The sequence below is a fragment of the Exiguobacterium sp. S22-S28 genome (genome assembly GCF_043359615.1).
In the GTDB taxonomy this organism is placed as follows: Bacteria; Bacillota; Bacilli; order Exiguobacteriales; family Exiguobacteriaceae; genus Exiguobacterium_A.
Genome location: NZ_JBHFFC010000021.1, coordinates 1 through 26,761, shown reverse-complemented (window position 1 = coordinate 26,761; position 26,761 = coordinate 1). Strand labels below are relative to the sequence as shown.

Sequence of the window (26,761 nt, the reverse complement as noted above, 5' to 3'; positions counted from 1 at the left end):
AATGGGAAAAGGCTCTGGGGTGTCTTGAAGAAGAACGGATACGAGGAATTACCCCACGGCATTCAAGTCGATCTTCGTAGAGACGGGGAGAACATAATCGCACGTGTGGTGCTCCAGTGTCGATACGCGACAAGGGAGAGGGGACGTCGTCCTTCGAAAAAAGACTTGGCAAGACATGCTCATCTTTTGGACGCTCCATTTCTAGAAGGGGACGAGTTCGGTTATATTTCAGAATCGGGAATAGAAAACCCTGAACTGTTGAGAGGACGAATCAAGAATGGGGAAAATAAGAAGGTCGAACTTGTCTATACGCATGTCGTGAACATTACCGAAAAAACGTCTGACCGAGAACTGTCGAATGTATTGCGTAGTGCGATCGAAAAAATCATGCCGAGTTACCAGGCGATACTCGAGGCCGCTCCGTCTCTTCTCGAGGAACGAGTACCAACCGAAGTTAGAAATCTTGAAGGGGGAAAAGCAGTGCATCCGAAGAACATGATTCTACAGGGTCCGCCGGGTACCGGGAAGACCTATCATACGGTCCTATATGCCGTCGCCATCATCGAAGGAAAGACGATGGATGAAATCGAGACGGAGAGCTACGCAGAAGTGAAAAGAAGATATGCGACATATCGGGATGAGAATCGCATCGCCTTCACGACCTTCCACCAATCCTATGGCTACGAGGAGTTCATCGAAGGTATCAAGCCTATTGTGACGGCAGGTTCGAACGAGATCGGGTTCAACATCGAGTCGGGCATCTTCAAGGAGTTCTGTGATCTTGCTGCTACCGACCATCGCTTCGGAGGACATGACGTCTCGATTGACGCCGATGCACGTATCTGGAAGGTCTCCTTAGGTGGAGCAGGCGAACATCCTCTCAAGAAATCATGCTTCGAAGATGGGATGATGCGAATCGGTTGGGATGGATTCGGTGAGGATCCGTTCAAGGGTTCATCTTCCAGGAACCCATCCGAGCGTAGCATCCTGAATTATTTCTACGAGACGATGGAAGTGGGCGATATCATCCTCTCGTTGAAGGACGAACATCGTATCGATGGCATCGGCATCATCGATGGGGATGCAGAGTGGTTAGAAGATGAAGTGCGATACAAGCGTAGCCGTAAGGTGAACTGGCTAGCTAAGAACGTATCGCTCGACATCTACGAAATGAACTTGCGAAAAAAATTGACGCAGAAGACCGTCTATCCCTTGGATCGTCTATCCGTATCCCAAGTCGAGCGCATGCTCGAAGAGGAATACGGAATCCGGGAAGTGGACAATCAGAGCGAGAGACCATACGTGTTCATCGTCGATGAAATCAACCGTGGGAACATCTCGAAGATTCTTGGGGAGCTCATCACGTTGATTGAGCCCTCGAAACGCTTAGGTGAGGTCGAGGAGACGCTCGTCAAGCTCTCCTACTCGAAGAAGGAGTTTGGCGTACCGAATAACATCTACATCATCGGGACGATGAACACAGCAGATCGTTCCATCGCGTTGATGGACACCGCGTTACGCAGAAGGTTCCGATTCATCGAAATGTCGCCTGATCCTTCGATACTCCAGGGCGTCTCCGTCGGAGGAGTCGACTTAGAGTGCCTGCTCGACGTCATGAACCGCCGGATTGAGGCGTTATATGATCGGGACCATATGATAGGTCATGCCTATTTCACTGGACTGTCGTCAGACAATGATGTAGATGCGCTTAAGGAAATCTTCCTCAAGTCAATCATTCCGCTTCTGCAGGAGTACTTCTTCGATGATCATGAGAAAATCAGGGCCGTGCTCGGTGACGACCAACGGAAGAACGGACCACAAATTTTGATGGAACGTCCCGATTCGTCTAAGCTGTTCGGTTCGTCCATATATAATATGGACCTCGAGAAAAAGTATCGCATCAACTCCGAGGCGCTCGACCATCGAGAAGTATATGAAGCGATTTATGCAGGTCATCATGCGAAAGTCTGATGTCATCGAGGTGATGGAGTATGAAGCCATCGTATACAAAGGGCCGGGACGGAAAGTCGACAAGGATACGTTCGAGGAACTCGAGGAGCTCATGCTCGAACTATCTTCAGAAGGAAGGGATGGACTAGATTTCCTGTCTCTGTCATCACGCAAGGGTATCGGCAAGGTCATCCGGGCAAGGAACTACGTCGGCGTCCTGCAGATGCCTAGTGGCCGACAGCTCCAAATCCTTCCGAAAATCCATGCAACGAAGGTCGACGCAAGAGCTGCCATGCTCAAGATGTTAAAGACGATGCGTGAGTTCCCGAGTAAGTCGTTCGACGCGACGAATCTCGGAAGCTCAAAAATGTCTATGTTCGAAATCTACATCAAGCTCTTTCTGAAGGAGGTGTCCCTACTGGTCAGAAGAGGCCTGAAATCAGATTATCGTCAGCTTGAGGAGAACGTGCGTTTCTACAAGGGGAAAATGAACTTCGCGCGTCAATTCACGATCAATCACGCGCATAAAGAAAGGTTCTTCGTCACATACGACGAGTACGGAATCGATTGCGCCGAGAATCGAATTTTGAAGAAGGCTTTACTGAAAATCGTCGGCGTTGCGACGGATGCGAAGAATCGCAAAGAGGCGAGAAGGTTATTGGAATACTTCGAGGGAGCGACCGAGAGCTACACGGTGGTGAAAGACTTCGCCAGCATCTTCGATAGCCGGAAGAATGGACATTATCAGATTCCGTTAGGATGGGCGAGGCTGCTATTGAACGACTCCAACATATCCAACACCACTGGTAATTTGAATACGCAGTCCCTACTGTTCTCGATGAATCAACTGTTCGAGAGTTACGTCGGAAAAATAATCGAGCATCACCTCGGGGACAAGTGGGAGATATCCCTGAAAGGACCCATCGAATATCTATTCGAAAGTGGTTCGTTCAGACTCATCCCTGACATAGTAGTGAAGTATCAAGACAAGAGGGATGGGAGAAAGAGAACGCGAATCATCGATACGAAATGGAAGGTCCTTGATTATAAAAATGCTAATTTTGGGATTTCCTCGAGCGACATGTATCAGATGTTCGCGTACGCTAAGAAATACTCTTGCGAACAGGTCGTGATGATTTATCCGCTCGTGGAGAGCCTCCCTGATGGTATAAGGGATGTCAAATATACTGACGGTGATGTCACCGTGCATATCTATATGTTCGATTGCGTGAATGGAGAAGAGGACTTGGTCTGCTTCCTCGAAGGCTTGGATTCATAGAGGTGAGCGCTGAGGTGAGATGAGGGAATCAACGAAATGAAATTGAGGAGAAGAAAGACTTGTCTACGTTCCAGCAGTTAATATTCGAGAACATAGAGCCTTATGTCTCGATCGAACTTCACTATGTCAATGTCGATAAGAAGACGATTGCTGTTCTGGAATTGAAAAATCCGAAGGAACAACCTTACATGATGAGAAAGAAGTTCAACAACCTTCATGAAGGACTCTGTTATGTCCGTAGAGGATTTCAGCAGGGGCATGCGATGAGACAAGACTTCATCCGTTTCGCAACGAGAAAGGAAAAATTTGAATTGTCGATTGTGGACGGATATTTACGTGCTTTGAACGATCGACAGGATTTTTCATCCCTGAAGTGTAGAATCAGGAATCTCACTTCTTTTCCGGTCATGATTACTGATGGATATCTTGAAGTTCTTGACTCCGAAAAGGTTTTGTCGAAAATGATGCTATACGGATTTGAAGAAGATGTGATTGGTGCCGACTTTAGGATGGAACTTCGTCCGATGTCGGAGAAGTATGGGACTTGCACTTCAGCTTTGGTTCTTCGGATGTCGTAAGGATGCGGATGGATGAATCAGGAATCCTGAATTCAGGAATTCGTCTGAGAGTCGTGCTAATCGACTCTTCCGAGAATACATATGTAGCTATCCATGAAGAAGCTTTTGTATCGGTACGAGGGGAGTTCCTATGGAAGGTACGCTAATCACTAAGTTTTTCGAATGAGAGTACGTTTCATGAATACTCTACAGGACGGCTGGACTTTCTACATATACAAAGACGTAAGGGGAAATGACGAAGAACGGATTTTTTGACATAACATAAGGCGGACGAGAAGCGGCCCATTCGACTCATATCGATGGACCGTTTTTCTCATTCACTTTCGGCTCGTATGCTCATCTTCTCTTTTAATACGACGGATTCGTCGCTGGAAGCATCGAGTGTGAAGCAAAGAAAGCCCAATAAAAGATGAAGGATTATTGATTCGATAAAAGATAGGGACGTGAGAATGAAGATTTCTATGATACCAATCTCATTCGCTAAACTGATGGAATTAAGGGCGATGAATAAAATGAAATGGATGATGAATGTAATTTTGTTCACTTCATGTGGATCCTTTCTTGATGCAAGTATGTATACATTTCGACGTCGAATCGCTCTTCCTCACGGATTACCTCATGGTAAGCAATAGATGAGCATGTCGTAGGTGCGAACCTTCATCTCGCATGTAGTTGTGATGCGATGATGAGGAAGTGCTCATGTGGCGAAGGGTCAATTGGTGACGTTGAAAATCGATTCCCTCTATATATACAAGTTCTGTCGAGTTCCTTGAATCATCCGACGTCCGAAAAGATAATGGAATTCTCTCACGTAAAGCGATGAACATGATGATTTCCATCTGATCCATGATAGAGACGGAAGAATCGTCTCGAAGTGCAATGCTCTCGTCCAATGACAGACGGACTACTGGATTGATGATATTCGGGGACGTGAGGGAAATGATTTCTTTTTGAAGATGCTGCATGATGAACCTCCTTTTAATAAGAACGTATGTTCATATTATGGTGTATAGGAACGATTTCTGCAATCCCATTCAAGAAAATAACTCACGAATACTTAAGTTCAAAGCTCAAGATACTTAAAGCATGTCTTCATTTTCGAGTATCTGGAAGAAGGGCGGCAGGGTGATAGGTGGAGAAAGCTTCGTAACTTCGGGCCACAACTCATACTAAAAGCGAACGATATGAAAGGATGAGATATATGATAATGAAAACGAAACCCGTATCCCAAGAACGGCTATGGGGAGATGCTTGCTACGCGACCTAGCTATTATTTGTCATTGAATGAGATAGGCGAACGTTGGAATACATTTGCTCGATCGAAAGATGAGAGTTCATGTACAAAAGGGGAACGTTAGCGGACTAGTGGCAGATGAGCGTCACCTCTTCGGAGTCTACACTGGCAGTATGTTCTCACTACTCATCAAAATACTAGATGCAGCCGATGATTTTTCTGTCCAGGTCCATCCAGACAAGACAGCTAGAAGTTGTGCCATATGATAAGACGGAGTGCTGGTATGTAGTTGAAGCTGAAGAGGGAGCAGAACTGACATCGTTTAATACCGCCCGTTCGAAGAAAGAGATGTGCATCCATTGCGACGAAGACGATTGGTAGCTTCTACTCTTGATGAAAGGAGAGTTCTTCTTCGTTCCTAGTGGGAAGGTACATGCTATTGGAAAAGGAATCGTGATCCCGGAGACACAACAATCTTCCGATACGACCTATCGATTGTATGACTTCGAACGAGAGGATGCGTCAGGTAATAAGCGGTGGGTACATCAAAAGGTTGGTGGAATTGCCAGAATTTAATGTATATCATGTCCAGGCCTCGAGAGGGTTCGAACTCAGGGTAATAAATCGTTTCCGGGCCATCACGATTTTGTCCGGAGAAGGATACATCGGACGGCTCGAGGTTCGTGCAGGAGACTTTGTTGTATAGGAACATCTTTTCAGATTGATAGGAATCTAGAATGGATTATGAGTGATGTTCCTCTTGATTCGTCCGTCCTCTTATGATTAAGGAACTAAATAGGAACTCAGTACCTGTAAGGGGAAATATTCAAAAATGATTAGAACGTATACATTTCGACGTCGAAATGTATACGTTTTTTCTGGGGAAGATCAGGATTCACTTTATTATAGAAGAGAATGAAAAGAAAAAAGAACAGTAATGATTCCTAAAAAAATCATTACTGTCTCTGCGTTAGACATCTGTCACGTCTGAAATATTCAAGACGAAGTCATATCATATCGATTTAGTTTTAAATCGGAGTCTAGAGGTATTCTACTGAAAATTAATTTACTTCTTCATCTACGCCAAATTTATCTGCGGGTGTATCGATTGGAGCAAACTCCAACGTTATCAGACTTTGCACAAGAATACCTGAGAAAGTCCAGGTGTTCGAAACGTCTACAAACTCGATTTCTGTTAAATCGTACATTTCTCCAAGATGCCCGACGACATCTTCGGTCATTTCGTATACAGATGAACCTTCTGCCATGATCATTCCTTCGTTAATTTCTTTTCCGTTCTTCTGAATGGAGTACTGCATCAACTGTTTACTCATTAGTATAAAATCTCCGTTCTTCGTAATTTATTGAGGTCTCGATGTCCTCGTGGCATGCTCAAGACGTATCCATGATGTTCATCGATGAACATCATGGATTTATTGCGTGTTCGATGGAGGCCATGAAAAAGGATTGAGGTGAAGTAATCAATCTAAGTAAATTGAACAGGCCGTTATTTCTAGAATTATCTATCCCATTCTTATTTTAAACGAAATCATGTCGTATTTTTAAAAGAAAGGGAAATTTTTTCTTCGGATGATTGGAGTTAGTAAGATTTTCATAAAAACTATCATCATTTCGACCCAGTTCATCATAAGATGCTTAAGTAGTACTATTCAAATCTGGACTGTAGCCATCGTATCACTGAATTCGTCATAATCGAATGCTTACTGATGATTAATGTAATCTTCAAAGAAGACTTTATGAATTTCAAAATGGAGTTGCATAAGCACTATAAAACAGGTGGGAATAATAGTAAAATATAGAAAGATAATAAACATGTCCATATTAGAGGTCTGTATTAGGAATTTAAAATGTTTCTGTTCTACGACCCTCACATAGAATGGTTGAAGGAGATTGGCTCATGAACGAAGATGAAAAAATGATTATAACGAAGGAGATGGACTTCGGAAAAAGCATACTAGGAATCCTCGACGTTTTGGAGGAGTATGATATCGGGGTAGAGCCCTCCAATGCCATCTCACTGCTAAGGAACAGGATATTCATAGAGGAGCTACTCACGAAACAAGGCAAGGAGTTGCCGGGAGTACCTTCCGCGGTTCGACGGGCATTGATGATCCTTCAGTCAGTAATGGATGATGAGAAAATCCTAGCTATGTGTAGGACGAAGACACTGCATCACCTGCTACTCCCCGACACTGGATTACTGATTGCCGATGTCAGACTCATGAGAGATGCCAATCTTACTTATGGGGATCTCGAGGATATGACCCTCGAGATATTCCAGAATGCGCTCCTCGGAAGCAGGAGGCCTGCTACTTATCAGCGAATCATGGATGCCTATCGTAAATTTGAAAGTAAGGACGATTCAGCTTCGTCCGCTGTGTTAGCAACTACTAACATAGAACCAGAACCAAATCGGGAAGAGGCGCTGGGCGATACAGAGGCAATGCAGAAAACCGTGACAAAAGAGCTCGAACAGGCCTTCCGCGAGATGACCTATGACCTTCTTGAAGATACGTTCTCGCTCGAGGACGTGATGAGAGAGACTGGTAGCGAATCATTCGAGACGTCGAACCTCCTCGAAGGGATGATTCGGGCCGACCTTCTCACCCTTACGAGTGACAGCCGGTACAAGAAGAGAGTACGGTCGCTAAGCTCCATACTCTCGTCAGAGATTCAATCCCATGACCTTCTCCAGGCCAGACTAGATGAAGGACTCACCATGCAAGAAATCGCCATAAGATACGGGCTGGATGCCAAGGAGGTCCAGAGACGCTTGAGACAGGCCCTGAATCTGATTCCGCTCACACACGTGAAGGAGGCGAGGCGATATCTACAGCGATTCGAACGTTTCGATATCCCTGAGCGTGTATTCGTGGAAGTGTTCGAAGAACCAGCCATGGTTCATCGCTTTCTCTCCGAGAAAGTAGTGGCGGGCACGGATGATGTCAGGGGTTTATACGGCAAATTGAGCGAACGACAGCGGTGGCGGTTCAAGAGGTCCCTGTCACTCATCGTCACGCATGAAGGTGACGTCGTGCGAGTGACGAGAGAGAACCTGCTCGAGCATGTCCTCTGGTTTTATGCTGATCAGGGAGCGAGACTGATGGAGGGATGGAAGCAGCTTTATGACGAGTACCTCGAAGAAGAGTACAAGGCGGTAGTGGCGAAGAAATTCGAATCCGATTCCAGGAAACTCTCCTCCATCGCTTTTCGTTCGGAGTGCATCATCCAGTCCGCTGGTAAACGGCACCGGTTCTATGACCGGTCGAGATTGACGCAGAGAAGGTTACAGCGATTACGGGGCCTGTTAAGGCTCGATTCCGGATTCTACGGAATACAGCATCTCTTTGAACTCTCTCCTGCTTTGATGGAAGAACTGGATTGCAGGGAACCGGATGAGTTGCAATATATCGTCCGACGGTATGTCGAGACGACGAGCATATCGGTCGTAGGGAATTCTGAGGTCGCAATCGGGACGCTAGGAAAGAGCATGTCTCTGCTAACGAAGAGAGAGGCGACATGGTTCTCGAAACGTCTCACCGAAGAAGTCTATACCTACGAGGAGTTAGAGGAGAAGTTCTCTCACGTCGAGGAGTTCAGCTCTCGATATCTGAACGGTGGTGCACTCGAAAAGGTCGGTTTCGTCAATCGCGGGGGACTCGTCCTACGGGCGATACATGCTAATGCAGAGACATACTTCCAGTCCATCCTGGCGAGGGACGAACTCTTCGTAGTACCAGACTCTCCCGTCTTCAGTTCGGTGCCATTCCGACGTGTCGTCAAGCGTATGGAGGAGGCACACGATCTTTTCCGATTCGACGTGGGCACCTATATCTCGATTGCACGATTAAGAAAGGCCGGGGTGAACAAGGGGATGGTCAAAGCACTCGTCAGAGAGATGATCGAAGCCGTCAAACGTTCAGGAGAGGACTACTTCACCTTCGCATCGATTCAGAACGACCTTGCCTCCCGATCATTGAACTCGGGATGGAGGACCTCTTCTTCGAGGGACTACTCCATATGCAGGCAAGAGTCGGTTCCATCCGGACGGTGCGAGGGGATATCTTCTATATCGGCCGTGACAAGCGAACGATAGGGAGATTCTTTCTCGACCTACTACCAGAGAGGGGCGGAATCGATATCGACATGATGCGTGAGGAAATCTCCAAAACATTCCGATTGAACTTCGACCGGACTGCCGTCACTACCAACATTCGAGGAAAGGGTGGATACTTCTCCCCCGATACGGAGATGCTCTACAAGGATAAGGAGAGATTCCTAGACAGTATATTTGAATCATGACAAGTGAAGGAAGGAATGATTATGGATAAGATCATGCATCATGCATGAACTATGTGTCTTATCCAGCTAAGATGCTTAGAGCGGGATTCTTAGTCATCATTTACATCAGGTTCCATTCCGAATGCATTGAAGACAATTTTGAGATAGTTGTCAAAGCCCTACGTCATCATTGTTACGTTCGTCTAACTCATTGAAGAGTGCATCTTTTTAATGAAGACTGTAGGTCTTCTTCTACGTCTGGTGACGTGTGTAATAAGATTGCCGTCATCTCATATTTCTGTAACTCTTACATCTCTTGTTTTATAGGTATACATATGAAATACAAGCCCTATCGAGCTGATCTGGAAGATGAAAATTGACTTAATTCTTCATGTAATCTCGAAAAAGCACGCCTATGATAGCTCCAAAATCAACCGAATGGCCGATGATTCCGTATTTCCGTGGAGTCATCGGCCATTTCTATACAGATTCTTCTCATTAATGAGGGCTTAATATGTGCCACGGGGTATGTGGAAAAGTTTACTTTTTCTTTTTAGACGACCAACAGGCAGTCTGATTGGTCAATCTCAAGGATGGAATGGAAATCATTGATTGTTGTTTGGTCCTGGCATTTATTATGGCGACATCCAATCATCATAAACCAGGTATCATACAAAACTGATTTCATTTAAATACTATACGTACATGCCTGTCTGTATCAGAGACTTTCGATGAGTCCGTCTCAAACGCTTCTGATTCATTTTAGAACACTACGCCAGTGATTATGCTACTTGTTAAGATTAAGTTTAAATTAAAAAATAAATGCAACCCGTAAAAAAATAATGACCGGTATTAAAAAAGAAACAGCTAATAATATGGATAGATGTATAATAAATAGATAAATAATGAGTAGATTATAAATTATGGAAAAATAGATGCTGTACATTTTTTAGGAGGAAATTTTAATGAACATCGTACAATTCTTAAAAGAGAACACACCAAAACTAATTAGTAGCGAAGTGCAAGTGTCTCCAAATATTTCAGAGGGGAAACTGAAATCTGCTATCAAATCCTATGCGAACGGTATTTCTTCAGAACAAGTGATTGTATTACACGACTCAACTTTATTAAAGAATGCCAAAGAGGGACTTTTGTTTTTAGGAGATCGTTTTTATTTAAAATCTTCTTCAGAAAAACCAATCATGATTCTATATAAAGATTTGTTGGAAATTCGAATCAATCCACAAGAAACAAAAAAGCGGAATAAAGGAAAAGAAAATCTTAATGTGATCCTGACGACAAAAGATGAACAATATGTGTTAACAGAACAACTATCTAAATATGAGGTTGAGAAGTTCGTCAAATTAATCGAGGGAATCATTTCAATAAAAAGCACACAAGATTTTGTGGACACGTCACAAATCATGCCTCTATCTGATATGCCAGAACCTTATAAACTCACTTACGTAAAAGTACTCGTCAATTTCATTATGTCTGATAAGAACAGAGTAGATGCTATCGAATACAGGGAATTAATGTCACTTGTCACACGTATTCACCTTAATTCAGAGTATCGACTAAAGCTGAGGGAATTCATAGGGTCTTCAGAAGAAAATCGAGAGGAAACTACCTCTCTGCTTACTATTCTTAAAGAAAAGGCAAATACAATCGACTTTTCTATTGTGCAAAAGTCACTATTTAAAGATCTATTATACCTATATAAGCTAAAAAATGATTTGTCCAGTTGGGAGTCAAATGAATTTCTTTCGCGATTAAGACATGACTTCTCGATTCAAATAGAAGAAGTAGAACTGCTTTGTGCAGCAATCAAAAATGATGAGGATATTCTAAAGTTCCGTAAAAATGACGCTGATATCATAAAATCAATGAAAGATATTGCTTTACAATCGAACTCTATCGGGATGCCGCTTACTGCAGTCTATCTATCAGGATCGGTCGTTGGATTGAATGCGGTCAGTGGACTAGCTGCCTTGGGTGTAGGCGCTTTAGGGTTCGCAGCTATGGTACCAGGGATTGGGTTATTTGCTTTACTTGGGATGGGCACTTATCACGGATGGAAGAAGTTCACTAATATTGATCATGTAGAGAATAATAAACAACGCGAATATATGCTTCAAAAAATCATTCGGAATGCTCAACAAACAATTGATTACTTGATAGAAGACATTAACGAAATTTCTTGTAGGCTAGTAGCCGCTATTCAAAAAGGGAACGAAAACTCAGAAAAAATCAATCAATTATCTGATATGTTAACGATGCTGAGTGAAAGTGCTCGATTCAGTGCCGAGAAACAAAAGGAATCTCAAAAAGAGCAGATGCTCACCCGTCTTCCTCTGACTTTAAGTATAGATCGCTTAGAAGAACTCACATCTAAAGTGACACATTCAGAGATTCGGGAATTTATCCTTGATTGTTACAAAACCAAACCTGAGCAAGAAATAGCTATTGAAGTATTACGAAAAACTAATCAGAGAGCTATTTTAGTTGACAGTGTTCAAGTGAACGATGGGTTTTCAAAAGTACATTCGTCAAATGATTCAGCTGAAAAAATATCAGAGGATTACGTTAAAACACAGACACAGAAACTAGAAATCAACGAGAACCTGAGCTTAGAAGATTTAGAAAATCTTCAAGAATCTTTCGAGAAGATTGGTTACTTTGAACTGACAAGCGGTGGAGTTGCTGAAGTGACGGGTAGTGCGAAGCGGATTGCAAAAAAATTATTCGGAGATCGGTGATTATAATGAAAGAATCTAATGAGGCATTGAATCAGTTAGACCGGGCGTTATTAGCTCAAAAGCATCAAGTGGTATCGGTGGAACAAAGTCTGGGCGATATGAATAAGAGTATTGAACAACTAGATGACGTTCAAAAAAATCAGAACGAAGCACTGGACCTTTTACTTGCCCAGACAACCAAGTTAATGAATGGAAATCAAATTCAATCGAAACAATACGTTTTTCCTCCACTTGTTGTTCCAAGTTATGATGATTTACAGCCCTTATGTATTTCAAGTGAATCATGGGATGACTTTTCAAAGCGGATAGATCGTTATCTGACAGATAAGGATGTCGCTCACGAGAATCCGTTCGAACATTTGCTAAGTGCACAAGAAAAAGATGAAATGTTGATTGCGTTTCGTGATGAGTTTGTCATAAAAAAAACTACTTGTGATCGTTATGATTACGCAATTGCCGCTTTCAGTGGTCTCGTGACAGGGTTGGTCGATAGCTTTTTTGTAGGTGCTCCATCTGATAGCGTGCTCATGGGATGGTCTGATCAAAAGGTGGATGGAATCGTCGTCAAGTTTGCAAGAATGGTATGGAAAGATGATAAATCAAACGGGTCGAGAATTCGTAACGAACCCGACTCGATTGCAAGTGCAATCGGTTTTCTGGAACGACGTTTTAAAGTGAACTATGATGCACGATATGCAAGTGATTTGAGGATGGATGGAGAAACGTTAAACATGCGTCCGATGGATCATCATATAAAATCACTGGGACATTCTCCAGATATCATTGGTCTGTTTTTTTCAATTCTTGATCAATTCACCGGAAAAGCTAGTTTTGTATCCGACGGGAAGTTACTTCGACTAGAGCCGCGAGGAGACGGTACCCCTATGCTAGTCGGAGGTACGTTCCTATCTAAATTGTTTGCAGGATTTTCGAACTGGTTAGGGCATTTATTATCCGATATATCTGGTTCGAGTGGTACAAGGGGACATCTAGATGGTCGGAGAGGATCCGGAATTCCTCTTCCGTTCTTTGAGCTATTTCAATTCGCGGACATTGGTAATGTAGGCGGTGAAAGTTCTGACTTAACAATTGCTGAATTTTCTACTAAAGTATTCGAAAAAGGATACGATGCTCGTTTTGGTACAACGATGGCAATCCCGGTTATATTGAACGAATTAATCATCCGTCTACTCTGGGGACTAAAGAGTAAGTTCTATCATAAAAACAGCCTAATGGAATCTTTTCCTTTTGGTAACAAACCAACACTTCGGAAAATGCTTTTAGTCGGACATGGATCGTTATGTCTGACAGATGGAATTGATGCTTATGTTCGAGGAGGCGGTGTACCCATTTTGTTTGCGACGCGCCTAAACTATGTGGCATGGAATCGCTTTATTTATGCATCTATAAAAGAGGTTCGGGTCCTTTTAAAAGGATATGCTCTAGACATTAAAACATTGGATCAACATCTTGAGGACGAGTGGAGACGATTAGGATTGTAAAGACATCATATTAAAGACATCCTCTTTCATATGATGTCTTGTCGAACTGAATAGAGCACTACTTCTGTGAAGATTCCTTTATAATTTTATTAGTGACATTTTTAGGTCTATTATTAAATTCTTAAGGGTTCGGGGCAATCTGCCATTCTGAAAAGATTAGCGGGGAACTCCCTTAGCATCCTCAAGTCGGTCGCTTCACTTCATTTTGAAATGTTTTTGAACCAAAGATTTTTGAAAAGGTGATTCAAGAAAAATTTAGTGCTTCAAAACTAGCTGAGTTACTTACATGACCAGAGGATTCAAAAATGCCATTTCTAGAAGAGCGAAAGTACCAGACAAAAGACGGAGAGTTTACTTTATATAAAGTGAAGCGAGAGCAATTACATGAAGTGAAAAAATGCTGAATGAACGGAAAGAACGAAATGTAATTGAGGCAGCTCCCCAAGAGTTAAAAACACCCCACGTTTATCTTGATTTCTCCGATAAAAATGCTTAACTCTATCGAACGCTTAAAAAGCATTCACAAGATTAAGGCATGAAGCCAAATGAAATTATTAGAATAGCGCTAGAAAAGTATTTAAATACGTAAAATTAAATAATATAAAAACCGTTCTGTAATAAAGTGAACGGTTCATTTTTTGAATATGAAAATTGTTAGTTAATCATTAGATAATTACGTCAGGGGTTAAGAAATGAACTCTATCATAAAAGAAATAATGAGTTATATTAAAACTATTTTTGGCAATGATCCTCAGTTAATGATTTTTTCTTTAGTGTTCATAGGGTTATTTATTTGGTTTGGAAACGAAATAAAGAAACAACAAAACGATTTATTCAAGAGAAAAAATGATTTGAAAGACAGTAGGATTCTTTCCTACGCCAATATTTTAAATGATTATAGAGAAAGTCAATTGGATGGAAACTATTCTTCATTTTTTAAAACCGTATATAGTTCAATAAATGTATTTGATAAGAAACTTACGAGTAACATACTTACTATTTTACAAGATGAGAAAGAAGACAAAGATAAATCCATTCTTATCTCTGATTTAATTTCTACTCAGTTGAATGAGCAAATTAAAACTAAAGAAGATATAGATAATCTAGATCGTCGCTTATTTATAGATTTGGAATTATTTATTCTTAATCTTCTTAAAATAATTAGTCCTTATGTTATATCACTAGCAACATTATTTGGTGTACTCCTTATAATAATTGTTTGCACAATTTCAACTTCAGTTCCGGAAATGATAATACGTATTTTTTGTATTGTTTTTTTCTGCTGTTTTTTCATCGGGACTATTGATTTAATCAACGAAAATAAACTAGTAAAATTGAAATTAAAACAGATTGTACTCGGTTTTATTTTTTGTATTGCGACTTTATTTAGCTTTGGAATATCATTTTGGATATTCGCATTTATTTTCATTGGTATCGTTATTTGGATGTTTATAAGTAATAAAAAAGGAATGCTTAATTGATCAAATAAAAATCTTTTAATTCTTGGAATTTAATCTTTGGAAAGAAATTATCGATTTGTTCACTGGTTAGTTTATTGTTAATATCAATTTTGTTTAAGCAACGTTTGTTGACATAAACATTTAAACAAAGTGACTCTATAAATTCTAAAAAGAGATGGAGTCCATATTTTGAAATTAAGTAATTCGTCCATAGATATCCTTGATGGTATATTTCTACTCCATGTTCTGCACGTAGATTATTAAGTTGATCGAATGTCATTAAGCTAGAATTAAATTCTTTTAAAATTTCTAAAGAATCGTATACTTGCTTTTTTTGTAGATTTGTACCTGGGTAATAGTCATACTGATTGATGAACGAATTTTCTATGTATAGTGCAACTCCTTCTTGAAAATATAATGCTAGATTGTCATTCGAAATTTTTGAAAGAAATAGATGAGTCATCTCATGGGACAAGATTTTTCTCAGATAGGTCTGCTTATCTTCTATAAAATCAGGAATTAAAATCTTTATGGATTCTAAATGTTCATACCAACCATATGCATGATCGGTAGGGATTGAAGATGCTAAGCTTACGGGGGTATCAAATAGTATAATATGTATATCTTCAGGATTAAGTCTTACATTTAAACGCTTATAGAAAAAACTGATGATTTCTGAAACTATTTCTTCGATTACTGATACTTCCATACGCATCGAAGGAGAATAGGAGATTGAAAATCTACGAAGACTAGTCATCGTTTGTACGTCTAAACTAGTGATCACTAGTTGTTTATCATGCAACTTCAATCTATAGGTGACATGGTTTTCTCTACGTTCCCCAAAAGAGTTTTTAGTTAAAAAATTAATTTTCAATTTATCAAAATTATCAGTTTCTGATACTTCGATTTTTGTTATCGCATGCTCGTCAGTTAAGATGTCTTGGAACCATCTAATTTGTTCTACTTTAAAAAAGACATCATTAAAAGAATGAATTGAAAGGAAAAGTTCAAGATTATTTGAATTAAAGGATTCTATCAATTTATTCAAAAATAAATCTAAACGCTCTGTTCTGATTGATGGAGTTTTAACTTGAATTGAGTTCATATAAGTCTCCTTATAAAATATAGAGAGAATTCTTAAAGGAATTCTCTCTATATTTTTTATAATGTGATTTTGACAGCATATACATGTGGAGTAAAAGAACCGTTAGCATTCATTACAAACGTTTTTTCAGTCTTAGGAACGACATAAATGACATCGATTTTGGAACGATAAGGAGCTAAATATCCTAGATGTTCCACATAAGCTTTTTTATTGTAGTTGATTGTTTTTTCAGGTGTATAATTTTTATTGTGAGCATCAATTAAAGGGAAAGAAGATGGTACGTAAGTGAAGTAGGAGTCGGCAGTTATCTCACCCTTAATTTCTAGTTCGAGCGTCACAGAAATTGCTTGTTTAGTTGCCGGTAAATTAGGAAGATTTACGCGTTTAGCAGAGCTAACCATAAATCCATAACGTTTTTTAACATTTGGATCACCGGGGTAAGTCTTAATTCCTCCCTTATCCATGAGTTGCTCAATGACTCCTTTTTTCGCTTTCGATGATGTTGTATGTTTTTTAGGTTCATCCTGTTGATCTTTTAGCTTTTGCCCTGTTGTAACAACAGTAGGTGTCGCTTTCGGTTGAACGGTAGTAGTAGTTGTTTCATCGGCTGCAAAAAAGAATAAGGAGCTCACACCTGCAACCAAGATTGTACCAATTGATCCGAGTGCGATTTTGAATTGACGTTCAGTCGATTTTTGATTAGAGGCAACACTTCCGATTGCTGCGTTCGGTGTAATTTGGACTGCCCGTTGTGCCGGAAGTAATGCTCCAAGAATACCTGTTATGACGGGTATGAACAGCATTAGGCTTAAAAAACCAATTTCGCCAATAGGAAATTGATTGTATACGAAGCCAATTAATGCAAGGGCGACGAGTAAACCAAATATACCTGCTACCAGGCCAGTCATCATTCCTTCACTTAGTACAAGCAAACGAACTTGATTATTTTGCCAGCCGGTCGCCTTTAAGACGGCGAGATGACTTTTCCGTTCATTGACGTTTTGCCACATAATCTCAGTCGTCGTCAGAATCGCAATGAGTAATGCGACCCCCATTGCGACGTAATGCATCGTCCCAACTTCTAAGGCGACGAACTCTCCAAGCCATGTCGCGTATAAAACGCCTTTCAGACGGAATGTAATGAAGAGGAAGAAAATGAATAGACTTGTTGGCAAAGCGATTGCAATTGTAGATAATAACGTGCGTTGCCAATACGTCGCTAGTTGATTAATGCTCATGCCGAGAACACTTTGTGCCCGAACAAAACGTCGACCTTTCGAGACTTCACCGGAGCGCATACTTTCATAGGGTTTGATACGTTTAATCAATATCATTGGAACAATCGTACCACCCCAGTAAATCAGCAATCCTGTGAATCCAATCATAATAATACGTCCGAGTGCAATTGGGTAATCCGTTGTCAGCCAGAACGAGCCAAGGATTGTCCAAGCAATTAATGTGACAAGTGATCCAAGTAACGTTGCTTCTAAGAATAACAGCTTTGAAAGCTGACGTGGACGCCAACCGAGAGATAAAAGAATCGCAAACTCTTTCTTACGGGCATATAGCAAAATGATGTTCGAACTGAAAACATAAACAAGTGCGACAGCGATGACACTCGCTATGATTCCGCTCATTCCAACCTTTGCCTCTTGGAAAATCGCCATCGAAGAACCGAGTTTAATCCATGGTTGTTGAACCCAACCGAGTGCCGATTCACCTTTAAGACCCGGGAGATATGTCAGCGCGAGTTGTGGGGATGAGCCAAGTGTGATATCGGTGATTAAACCGGTCTTTGCTTCGATTTCTTTTGCGACTGACTTTAATTTTTTCTCACTTGTTGCATTCATCGTTTCGACGCCTTTGACATTGACTCGAATTGCGGATATTGCTTTATTACCGCGTAGTTTAAAGGCTGCATCCAATGTAGTTAACATCGAAGGTGGTTTTGTCAGAAAGTCATATGGATCGTTAGTTGGTTTAACGTCCCGGACTGGATTAACTGGTTTTTCGTTCTTATCCATCACCCACTGTGCTTTTGCTGGAAAGTACGTTTCCATTGGTAGCTCTGTCAACGGATCTTTAGAGATATTCAATTTTTTAGGATCATAGACACCGATAAAATTCAAATGCATCTTTGGGACAGCGTTCATATTGACCGAGGTATCACCAAACGATCGTACTTTTCTGTACATTGTCCTTTTGGATAAAAGAACGTCCTTCGGTACTTCTTGAGGGGTGACTTGATAAGCAAAAGGCCAGCGAGTAGCATATGGACTGGCAAGAGTTTGATAATCAACAGAGGACGGTTTTAAATACATCCAGTTAAAGGTTCCTGAGGGATTCTCAGGAATAGTATCTTGTAGAATGTCTTGAACCAATTGCTTAGAGGCTTGTTCTGTCGAAATGTTATATTTCTTCGTATCTGTCACGGGTAGCGTTTTAAGATAGGATGCACCGCCCTTTTTCATGACGTTCTTGACCGTCTCGGTCATTGAATCATTAATCAAAGGTAAATCAACTTTTTCGTAACGGTACTTCCGAGAAGCATCAACATACTCATGACTATTTAAAATCAATGGAATTCCCCATACATCATTGCCATCATCCGTCGTTATATCGTCTTTTGTAAAGTATCGACTATGTGGGGCTTTTTTAGTCGCTTGATCCAGTCCAACTAATTGTGCTTCTGCTTCTGGATCGATTCCTGCAATCATCGTTGCACTTCCATAGCCCATAAGAGGATGCTTGCCTAGCTCTTGTGGCGAGATATCACGGTTCAACTCATCATCGTCAGAAGGAAACCAACCAGCACCTAAAAAGAAAGAACTTGTTTCTACCTCTTTTTTTAATCCTGTATCTTGAATATCTTGAATGGTAACCTTATATATCCCTTGATCTTTAAACATATAGGTATCTGTTTCAGCATACGTATTATAATTACCAATCATTGCAATAGGAGCTGCAACTTCGATATCTGCTATTTCTTTGATTGTCTCATATTGTTTGCGGGTAATTCCGCCATCAAGTCCACTCATGTAATTCGGCTCGAGTAGTTTCAAATCTTCCGTTACACTTCTGCTACCTTTTGGACGAACAACAATATCATACGAGGAGCCCCAACGCTTTTGTAATTCATCGACGACAGTCCCATTATTTGCTTGTGTAGTACCGATTAAGTAGCTAAGACCTGTACTGACAATCAGTACACCGACAAGTAAAAGAATAAATCGCTCTTTATTACGCCACCAGGAATTCCAAATGAATTTAAACACTGAAAATTCCCTCCGTATTCTTATGTAAAATAGTTGTTATTTCGCCATCTTTCATCTCAATTTTTTTATCTGCTCTATTTGCTAGTAATGGATCATGAGTTACAAATAAAACACCGCATTTTTTTTCTTTATTGAGTTGGTACAGTAAATCAAAAATAATTTCTCCGTTTTCAGTATCTAGATTACCCGTAGGTTCATCTGCAAGAAGCCACTTAGGCTCGTGAACTAATGCTCTTGCAACAGCAACTCGTTGCTGTTGACCACCAGAAAGTTGTGAGGGTAATGCATTTTCTTTACCATTAAGACCAACTTTACGAATAAGAGAAAGTGCTCTCTCTTTTTTATCATAATCAACTTTTCTACCAAATAAAGGTGCCATTACATTTTCTAGAGTTGTAAGTGTAGGTATTAAATGAAATTGTTGAAAAATAAAACCTATATTTTCAAATCGGAAATCTGATAACTCACGCGACGTTAAATCTTTAAGGTGTTTATCTTTAAAAATTAATGAACCTGTACTAGGAGAATCTAAAGTACCTAAAATACTTAGTAAAGTCGATTTTCCTGATCCTGATGGACCAATGATAGAAATAAACTCTCCGTCATTTGCGATTAAGTTAATATCAATTAAGGCCTTTTGGTTTATTCCATCTGAAGAGAAGAATTTATTTATATTTTTACACTGGAAACTCAAAGTCACTTGAATCCCTCCATTTATTATAAAAATTACTATATGAATAGTGAAAAAGAAGGCATCTGTAAAGATACCTTCTTTTCAAATTAAATTAGCAAGGACAAGAAGCTGCGACAAGGCTACATGTTGACCCATCACGCGTATCATATACGCGACGATAGCCAGCGTTTGTTTTCAACATAGCGAAACAATCTTTATCGTACGCGCAGTAAGTAGTAGTTTTACGGAAAGCAGAATCAGCACAAGGTGTATATTTCATCTGTTTTCAATCCCCTTTTTTTTTATTTGAATTAGCAAGGACAAGAAGCTGCGACAAGGCTACATGTTGACCCATCACGCGTATCATATACGCGACGATAGCCAGCGTTTGTTTTCAACATAGCGAAACAATCTTTATCGTACGCGCAGTAAGTAGTAGTTTTACGGAAAGCAGAATCAGAACAAGGTGTATATTTCATCTGTTTTCAATCCCCTTTTTTTTTATTTGAATTAGCAAGGACAAGAAGCTGCGACAAGGCTACATGTTGAACCATCACGCGTATCATAAACACGGCGAATCCCTGCTTTATCATATTTCATAATAGCGAAGCAATCTCTATCAAATGCACAGTAAGTAGTAGTTTTGCGGAATCCAGAATCAGCACAAGGTGTATATTTCAATTGTTTTCACCTCCTTTCAAAATTTCACATGTTGACTTAGTTAAGAACTTCAAATGGTGAGGCGCTAATATTCTGAACTGATTGAAATTCTGTATGTACATACATGGGTAAAAAAGATTTTTTAAAAGAATCTCTTAATGAGTCATCTTCTGTTAAAAATACTTGGAAATTATATTCGTGAAGAAAAAGAAAAGAGTTAGCAGCTTCAATTTGAGATTTATTAAAAATAATTGAAACTGTTTTTTGAAGATTTTTATTTTGTTCAATTAATTGAACAAATTCTTCGAAATTTGAATTACAAAACACACATTTCTTATCTAGAAAAATTAGTAGATGATCTGAAGTTAAGATTGTAGATAAATTCACTTCAAGTAAATTTGAAACTGAAATAATTTTTTCTAGTTTTGGATCTGAAGTGATTTCGAATGGACTGGAAAGATTGAAGTGTTCAAATTCTTGTCCGATATTGTCAGAAGGTTGAATAGATGATTTTTTCCATTTTTCAAAAGCTGTATTCCATCGGAACAAAGAAACAAATAAGTACATTAAGATAAAGATAGGAACAAAAGAAAAAACAACTAAAATAATAGAATACAATCCCATTTCACACCCTTTTTATGAAATTAAAGCGTTTACAACTTACAAAAATTATAATATTATAAAAAGTGGAAATAGTCAAATAATTATTTACTTTTAATTACAAAGGAGAAATGCCATGTTTAAAGCTATTAATGACTTGCTATATAGTATTAAGTTAGTGTGGTTCTCTGCCCCTATTTATTTTTTAATAAAATTTTTAATAAAATTACTTCTAGGCTTTGCCCCTGTGGCGAACGTATATGTAATAGAAAGGCTATTTAGCTCAGTCATAAGTTCAATAAACACTGATAAATACTCTGAACCACTTATCTATGCTACTAGCTTTGCATTTTTAAATTTTATGATCTTTTTTATGAATAGTTCTCACTCGTTAATAGAAAAGAAAGTGGGATTTAAGTTTGAGTTATATATGAAGAATAGAATTTTATTACAATCTAAAGCAATTTCATACATCAACTATGAAAAATCAAGTTTTCAAAATCAGTATTCGAGAATTATTAGCTCACAATACCAAATCCTTTCTTCAGTAAATACATTGTTCTCACTATTACAATCTACAATTTCAGTCGTAACGGTTGTTCTATATTTGATTAATATCAATATAAATTTCATTTTCATTATTTTAATAATGGTAATCCCATTAATAATAATGGAGTTGAAATTTAGTAATAAGAATTTCGATTTATACCTTTTGATGTCAGAAGATCGGCGAAAGGCTACATATTTTGAAAGTTTACTTATTAATAAAGATAAATTGAAAGATGTAAAGCTCAATATGCTAGAAAAATTCTTCATAAATAAATGGAAAGAAAAGTTTGTTAAAAATTCAGAAAAGGAAATTAAGCTTGAAATCACTCAAATGAAAAGTTTTTTATTGATTCAAATTATTGTAGCCCTTTCATTTTTATTTTCTATTTATCTCGTTATCGATTCGTTATCTATAGGAGTAATTACAGTAGCTACTCTACCGGCAGTCATTCAAGCTATACAAAATTTGCAAGGTATTGTTCCTATGTTTGCCGGAAATTTATCAGATATTCATTCAAGTAACTTAGGCGTTAGAGAACTAAGAAAGTTTCTTTCAACTTATATGCCAGATCAAGAATCAGTTAAGTTGATAAATAAAGTAAATAGTATTTCTGTTAATGATTTGAACTTCTCATATCCTGATCAAGTTATTCCAGCCATAAAAAATATATCTTTTTCAATTAACAAAGGAGAAAGGGTAGCAATTATGGGCACAAACGGATCTGGAAAATCAACATTAATTAAATGCTTGACTGGATTGTATGATACTTCACAATCGATCAAACTAAATAATATGAGTTACTTAGAAGAAATAAATAAAGAAAGTTATTGGAATGACATAAGTGTTTTATTTCAAGATTTCAATAAATATGAACTTACTGTTCTTGAAAATATTCAACTTAATAATGAAAAAAATCTTAGAAAATCGTCAGATTTACTGAAATTAGTAGATTTATCGAAAAAGGTTGATAACCTTGATTACGGTGTGCATTCGATATTAGGTAATATGTTTGAAGAAGGAAATGAACTTTCTGGTGGTCAATGGCAAAAAATTTCTATCGCTAGAAGTTTATTCAAAGAAGCATCATTTCTCTTTTTAGATGAACCTACTTCTTCATTAGATCCTGATAGTGAATTTAATATTATCAATAATGTTTTAAAAAAAATGAACTCTAAAGGTATTCTTTTCATCACACATCGTATAAATGTAGCTCGATTAGCAGAAAAAATTATTTATATGGAAGAGGGAAGTATTGTAGAAATGGGGAGCCATGAGAATTTGATTAAGTTGAATGGAAAATACGCAGAGATGTATTTTAGACAAGTTGATCATTTGATTGATGAAAGGAGCAAAGTATTCAATGGTTGATTCTATAGCACAAATAGTTGCAAGCTTTTTAGCAATTTTATTACTTACTTCCGTAACGGAAAAATTAATTAACTGGAAAAAATCAATAAATAAAATTACTTATTATAAAATAATCCCTAAAAAACTAAATCCGATTGTGTTTTTTTTAGGGACAGCAATTGAAATTTACTTAGCAATTAAATTAATTGCAAATCATTTTAGTCTAATAGATTGTATTTTGTACTCTGTATTGTTAATCACGTATTCAACAGCGATTGCAATAAATCTCTATAAAGGACACATTAGAATTTCATGTGGCTGTGGTGGAGTACTAGAAAGTGATCAATTATCTTGGAAGCATTTGTTAAGAAATACTTTATTAATTATTTTTGGAATAACTGTTTACATTAATAATACTAGTCTAGAAGTTTATACATTAGACTTCGTCATCAACCTATTAACGGGAGCTAATCTAGTGATGTTGTATGGAATCATTAAAGAATTTGATCTTCAGAAGAAAAGAATTCAAAGAATTAAATTGATAATTAAAATTTAAATAATAAAAGTATAAGGAGATAACACTATAATGATGAACCTTTTGATTTCTATGATTTTACTAATGATTTTATGCCTTTCGGTAGTTTTATTTTATATGTTGAAATACAATCGAAATTTTTTGAAACAAATTCAAAGTATTCGAGGCACTGTTTTAGATATGTTAGAGGTTGGAGAATACGCACCACTGTTTAGATCTGTTGATGACAATGGGAATCGAATTATTGCTAAAGATTTATTTAGAGAAAAAAGTACTTTATTAATCTTTGCTCATTCTCAATGTTCTACATGTAAAGAAGTGGTTAAACAACTGAATAAAATCGAAAAAAATTATGACATTAATATTATTGTAAACAATAGAGATACTTTATTTGACGATAGTGAATTAAAAAGTCATCTCCCAAAAAGTGTTCATTATTTGAGAGAAGAATTTTTATCATCTACCTATCTAGTTCAATCGACACCAACTGTCTTTTTGATAAAAGAAGAACGAATTGCTGCTTCTGCATTAATAACAAAGCCTCAAACCTTATTAAATATGCTCCTTGATGAACGTACTAAAGATAAGTTCTTTAAATCAGCACTATAAATATTAAAATGGCTATAAATGATAGTTTGAAATAAGGTGACTTTTATGCTCCTGATTATCCATGCTATTAAATCCTAGATAGATATTTACGAGACTCGTCATGGCGTAGAAATGCAATAGAAGTGTTACTGTTGCTAACCGTCCTCGTTAATCTTCTTATTCAGTCGCTCAACTATAAAAATTTTTAAAACTATGAATTCAATGTAATATGCACTCCATCAATTTGACAGATGATTTTTATATCTGTCAAATTGATGGAGTGATTTTTATTAAGAGATAATATTGAATTGACGAATTACTTTTGGCGACTGGAAACTAATCAAACCTTTTGTGTTAGTCGTCTTATTTACATGGACTAGAGGACTCAAAAAACATTGATAAAAAGATGATATTATAGATTGAGACAATTAAAAATGAACAAGTAAAAAGTGTGATTAAAGTTATTTGTGAAATAGTAATCAATTTTTTATACGTAACGGTCGTTTAAAAGACGTGAGGTCGAAACTCACGTACTTCCTCAGATATGAGTTATAGATGCTTTATTTATAGATATCCCGACGATGACCGATCTCAAGAATCAAGATGACGACTTTCTCATCTTGGATGTCAGCAATCAGACGATAATCACCGATGCGATAACGCCATTCACCTGAGCGATTCGAGACCAGTCCTTTACCATGACGACGCGGATCATCCGTCCCGACCAGATTCTTCTTGATCCAGGACATGATGATCCGCGCTTGTTGGGGATCCATCTTCTTAAGAGACTTTTGAGCTCCGCGCTCAAATTCTACCGTATATGCTGTCATTCTAAATCAAGTTCCTTCATCATGTCGTCGAAAGAGATCGCTTCTGATTTTTTACGGTGTGCTGCCATGGAATCATGATAGAGTTGTAAATCGATTTCGTCTTCGATGCGGTCGAGGACGGCATCGCGAACGAGTGTAGAAATCGTGATGTTCTTTGCCTTCGCATATTCCTTGATGAGTCGTGTATCCTGATCATCCAGACGTACGGAAATGGTACTCATGATCATCAGCTCCTTTGTAATACATTGTAATACAGATTGGGGTTTTAGTACATAGAATCGAGGATGAAAGTCCAGAACAAACATTCTCTGCGAGATGGAGCCCGGCTGCTGAATATCATGGATGAGTATGATTAGGTGTAAAAAGTAGGTTGAATCATGTTCAAATTGAACTAAACATAGTCATTCGTCCTTATTTTGACCATGTTTAGGCAGTCGATGGCCATGATTTTTTCATTCCGAAAGAGTGACGCTCAATATTTGCTTGGACGGGACGATCTCGAGGTCGAGATTTCTTTTGACGAGGTGGACCGTAGACCGCTCTGTTTCCGTATTCTAAATTGCGTCTCGTCAGCATTTGATTCTCAATCGTGCCAAATTTTAAAAAATATAGCGTATAGTATTAAGGAGTATATAAATATGTACAAATGTAGTGAAAGAGGTGCTTTGATGAATTTTTGGGATGAATCATTAGAAGATGAGGTTGCTTTATTACTAAATAAAGAAGACGTAAAACAAATCGAAAAAGAATTAGGCGCTCACCTTCCTAAAAAATACATCGAAAAATTAGAAGAACAAAATGGCGGGGATCTTGTATTCGATTCAGTGAATGTTGATTTCGAAAACACATGGTCTGACGAAGAAGATGGTCTTCATCTACCGTTGAATCGTTTCAAATCCTTAACGGTGGAGGAATTTGAAGATGGCGTATCCACGTTGGCTGAGTGGGGATTAACTGGAAAATTGATGATGTTTGGCGAGGGTCAAGGCAGTTACCTTTGGTACTTCGATTTCGATGACACCTCTAACGAACCACATATTTGGTGTTTGGATATTTCGGATGAGACAACACACTTCGTAGCAGAGAGCTTCGACCAACTCCTCGACCATCTCGTTAGTCGAAATGGTCAAGTTGAAAGCGGAGTTGAATTAACACACGAAGATGTATTTGCCGACTATCCTTCGATGGATGAAATCCGAGAAACAATCGCAGGGGATGATGAGGACGAACGACTCATGGCTTATCGCATGTGGTTGACAAGAGGTGAAGACGTTAAAGAATTGGTCATTGAATTGCGTCGACGTGTTCAAGAATCGAACGATGAAGACGAACTAGATTCATACGCGGAACTATTAGCTCAAGTGTTGATGGACAGATCAGTCGAAGACTATTTGACACATGAGCAGGCGATTGCACTGTTTAATGAAAAGGAAGATGTATCAGATTTGAGCTATATCGTTGTACAGCTTGAGTCAGATATGTAATAGATCAATAGCTTTTAGCAACATATCGTCGAAACCAAAAGAGACTAATC

19 protein-coding genes are annotated in these 26,761 nt (G+C 38.7%); 12 read left to right on the top strand and 7 right to left on the bottom strand.

All coding sequences use genetic code 11. From position 1 onward, the window contains the following. Positions 1-258: 258 nt before the first annotated feature. The 4 genes from ACHA8N_RS05265 to ACHA8N_RS05250 all read left to right on the top strand — a co-directional run bounded on the left by ACHA8N_RS05265 (position 259) and on the right by ACHA8N_RS05250 (position 5,307). Complete coding sequence (locus ACHA8N_RS05265; RefSeq protein WP_393964970.1) at positions 259-1,971, top strand: AAA family ATPase; 1,713 nt, start codon at positions 259-261, stop codon at positions 1,969-1,971. Then, positions 1,946-3,229 carry an McrC family protein gene (locus ACHA8N_RS05260; RefSeq protein ID WP_393964969.1) on the top strand — a complete coding sequence of 428 codons (1,284 nt, stop codon included), beginning with the start codon at positions 1,946-1,948 and terminating at the stop codon, positions 3,227-3,229. Before ACHA8N_RS05265 ends, ACHA8N_RS05260 begins: the two co-directional genes overlap by 26 nt. Positions 3,230-3,288: 59 nt before the next feature. Further along, positions 3,289-3,807 carry a hypothetical protein gene (locus tag ACHA8N_RS05255; protein ID WP_393964968.1) on the top strand — a complete coding sequence of 173 codons (519 nt, stop codon included), beginning with the start codon at positions 3,289-3,291 and terminating at the stop codon, positions 3,805-3,807. Positions 3,808-5,133: 1,326 nt separating this feature from the next. Further along, positions 5,134-5,307 carry a type I phosphomannose isomerase catalytic subunit gene (locus ACHA8N_RS05250; protein WP_393964967.1) on the top strand — a complete coding sequence of 58 codons (174 nt, stop codon included), beginning with the start codon at positions 5,134-5,136 and terminating at the stop codon, positions 5,305-5,307. A gap of 795 nt (positions 5,308-6,102) precedes the next feature. Here ACHA8N_RS05250 and ACHA8N_RS05245 read toward each other — a convergent pair. Further along, positions 6,103-6,375 (bottom strand): hypothetical protein, encoded by a 273-nt coding sequence (locus ACHA8N_RS05245; protein WP_393964966.1) that lies wholly within the window; start codon positions 6,373-6,375, stop codon positions 6,103-6,105. A 584-nt stretch (positions 6,376-6,959) separates the two neighbouring features. Here ACHA8N_RS05245 and ACHA8N_RS05240 point away from each other — a divergent pair. The 4 genes from ACHA8N_RS05240 to ACHA8N_RS05225 all read left to right on the top strand — a co-directional run bounded on the left by ACHA8N_RS05240 (position 6,960) and on the right by ACHA8N_RS05225 (position 15,085). After that, positions 6,960-9,158, top strand: a complete 2,199-nt coding sequence (locus ACHA8N_RS05240; RefSeq protein ID WP_393964965.1) for a hypothetical protein — start codon at positions 6,960-6,962, stop codon at positions 9,156-9,158. Positions 9,159-10,308: 1,150 nt separating this feature from the next. Further along, positions 10,309-12,102: a hypothetical protein gene (locus ACHA8N_RS05235; protein WP_393964964.1), complete on the top strand. Its 1,794-nt coding sequence runs from the start codon at positions 10,309-10,311 to the stop codon at positions 12,100-12,102. A gap of 5 nt (positions 12,103-12,107) precedes the next feature. Beyond that, positions 12,108-13,604: a hypothetical protein gene (locus ACHA8N_RS05230; protein WP_393964979.1), complete on the top strand. Its 1,497-nt coding sequence runs from the start codon at positions 12,108-12,110 to the stop codon at positions 13,602-13,604. Between the two features lie 692 nt (positions 13,605-14,296). Next, positions 14,297-15,085: a hypothetical protein gene (locus tag ACHA8N_RS05225; RefSeq protein ID WP_393964963.1), complete on the top strand. Its 789-nt coding sequence runs from the start codon at positions 14,297-14,299 to the stop codon at positions 15,083-15,085. Here the strand turns inward: ACHA8N_RS05225 and ACHA8N_RS05220 are convergent. The 4 genes from ACHA8N_RS05220 to ACHA8N_RS05205 all read right to left on the bottom strand — a co-directional run bounded on the left by ACHA8N_RS05220 (position 15,078) and on the right by ACHA8N_RS05205 (position 21,401). Next, positions 15,078-16,169, bottom strand: coding sequence for a hypothetical protein (locus ACHA8N_RS05220; protein ID WP_393964962.1), 1,092 nt, complete (start codon positions 16,167-16,169; stop codon positions 15,078-15,080). The genes ACHA8N_RS05225 and ACHA8N_RS05220 overlap by 8 nt on opposite strands. 56 nt (positions 16,170-16,225) lie before the next feature. Then, the gene (locus tag ACHA8N_RS05215; protein ID WP_393964961.1) at positions 16,226-19,444 is read right to left on the bottom strand and encodes an ABC transporter permease; all 3,219 of its coding nucleotides are present in this window, start codon (positions 19,442-19,444) and stop codon (positions 16,226-16,228) included. Continuing rightward, positions 19,437-20,144, bottom strand: coding sequence for an ABC transporter ATP-binding protein (locus tag ACHA8N_RS05210; protein WP_393964960.1), 708 nt, complete (start codon positions 20,142-20,144; stop codon positions 19,437-19,439). Before ACHA8N_RS05210 ends, ACHA8N_RS05215 begins: the two co-directional genes overlap by 8 nt. Positions 20,145-20,834: 690 nt before the next feature. Then, positions 20,835-21,401 (bottom strand): hypothetical protein, encoded by a 567-nt coding sequence (locus tag ACHA8N_RS05205; protein ID WP_393964959.1) that lies wholly within the window; start codon positions 21,399-21,401, stop codon positions 20,835-20,837. Between the two features lie 112 nt (positions 21,402-21,513). Between ACHA8N_RS05205 and ACHA8N_RS05200 the strand changes: the two genes are divergently transcribed. The 3 genes from ACHA8N_RS05200 (at position 21,514) to ACHA8N_RS05190 (ending at position 24,418) form a co-directional block, all read left to right on the top strand. Then, the gene (locus ACHA8N_RS05200) at positions 21,514-23,295 is read left to right on the top strand and encodes an ATP-binding cassette domain-containing protein (RefSeq protein ID WP_393964958.1); all 1,782 of its coding nucleotides are present in this window, start codon (positions 21,514-21,516) and stop codon (positions 23,293-23,295) included. Further along, complete coding sequence (locus tag ACHA8N_RS05195; protein WP_393964957.1) at positions 23,267-23,830, top strand: MauE/DoxX family redox-associated membrane protein; 564 nt, start codon at positions 23,267-23,269, stop codon at positions 23,828-23,830. Before ACHA8N_RS05200 ends, ACHA8N_RS05195 begins: the two co-directional genes overlap by 29 nt. Positions 23,831-23,950: 120 nt before the next feature. Next, positions 23,951-24,418, top strand: coding sequence for a TlpA family protein disulfide reductase (locus ACHA8N_RS05190; RefSeq protein WP_393964956.1), 468 nt, complete (start codon positions 23,951-23,953; stop codon positions 24,416-24,418). Positions 24,419-24,957: 539 nt separating this feature from the next. On the opposite strand, the gene ACHA8N_RS05185 is transcribed toward ACHA8N_RS05190, so the two are convergent. Both ACHA8N_RS05185 and relB read right to left on the bottom strand, forming a co-directional pair. Then, positions 24,958-25,227, bottom strand: coding sequence for a type II toxin-antitoxin system RelE family toxin (locus ACHA8N_RS05185; RefSeq protein ID WP_035399392.1), 270 nt, complete (start codon positions 25,225-25,227; stop codon positions 24,958-24,960). Beyond that, the gene (gene relB, locus ACHA8N_RS05180) at positions 25,224-25,448 is read right to left on the bottom strand and encodes a type II toxin-antitoxin system RelB family antitoxin (RefSeq protein WP_026829710.1); all 225 of its coding nucleotides are present in this window, start codon (positions 25,446-25,448) and stop codon (positions 25,224-25,226) included. The genes ACHA8N_RS05185 and relB overlap by 4 nt, the downstream gene beginning before the upstream one ends. 447 nt (positions 25,449-25,895) lie before the next feature. Between relB and ACHA8N_RS05175 the strand changes: the two genes are divergently transcribed. Beyond that, positions 25,896-26,711, top strand: coding sequence for an SMI1/KNR4 family protein (locus ACHA8N_RS05175; RefSeq protein ID WP_393964955.1), 816 nt, complete (start codon positions 25,896-25,898; stop codon positions 26,709-26,711). Positions 26,712-26,761 lie beyond the last annotated feature (50 nt).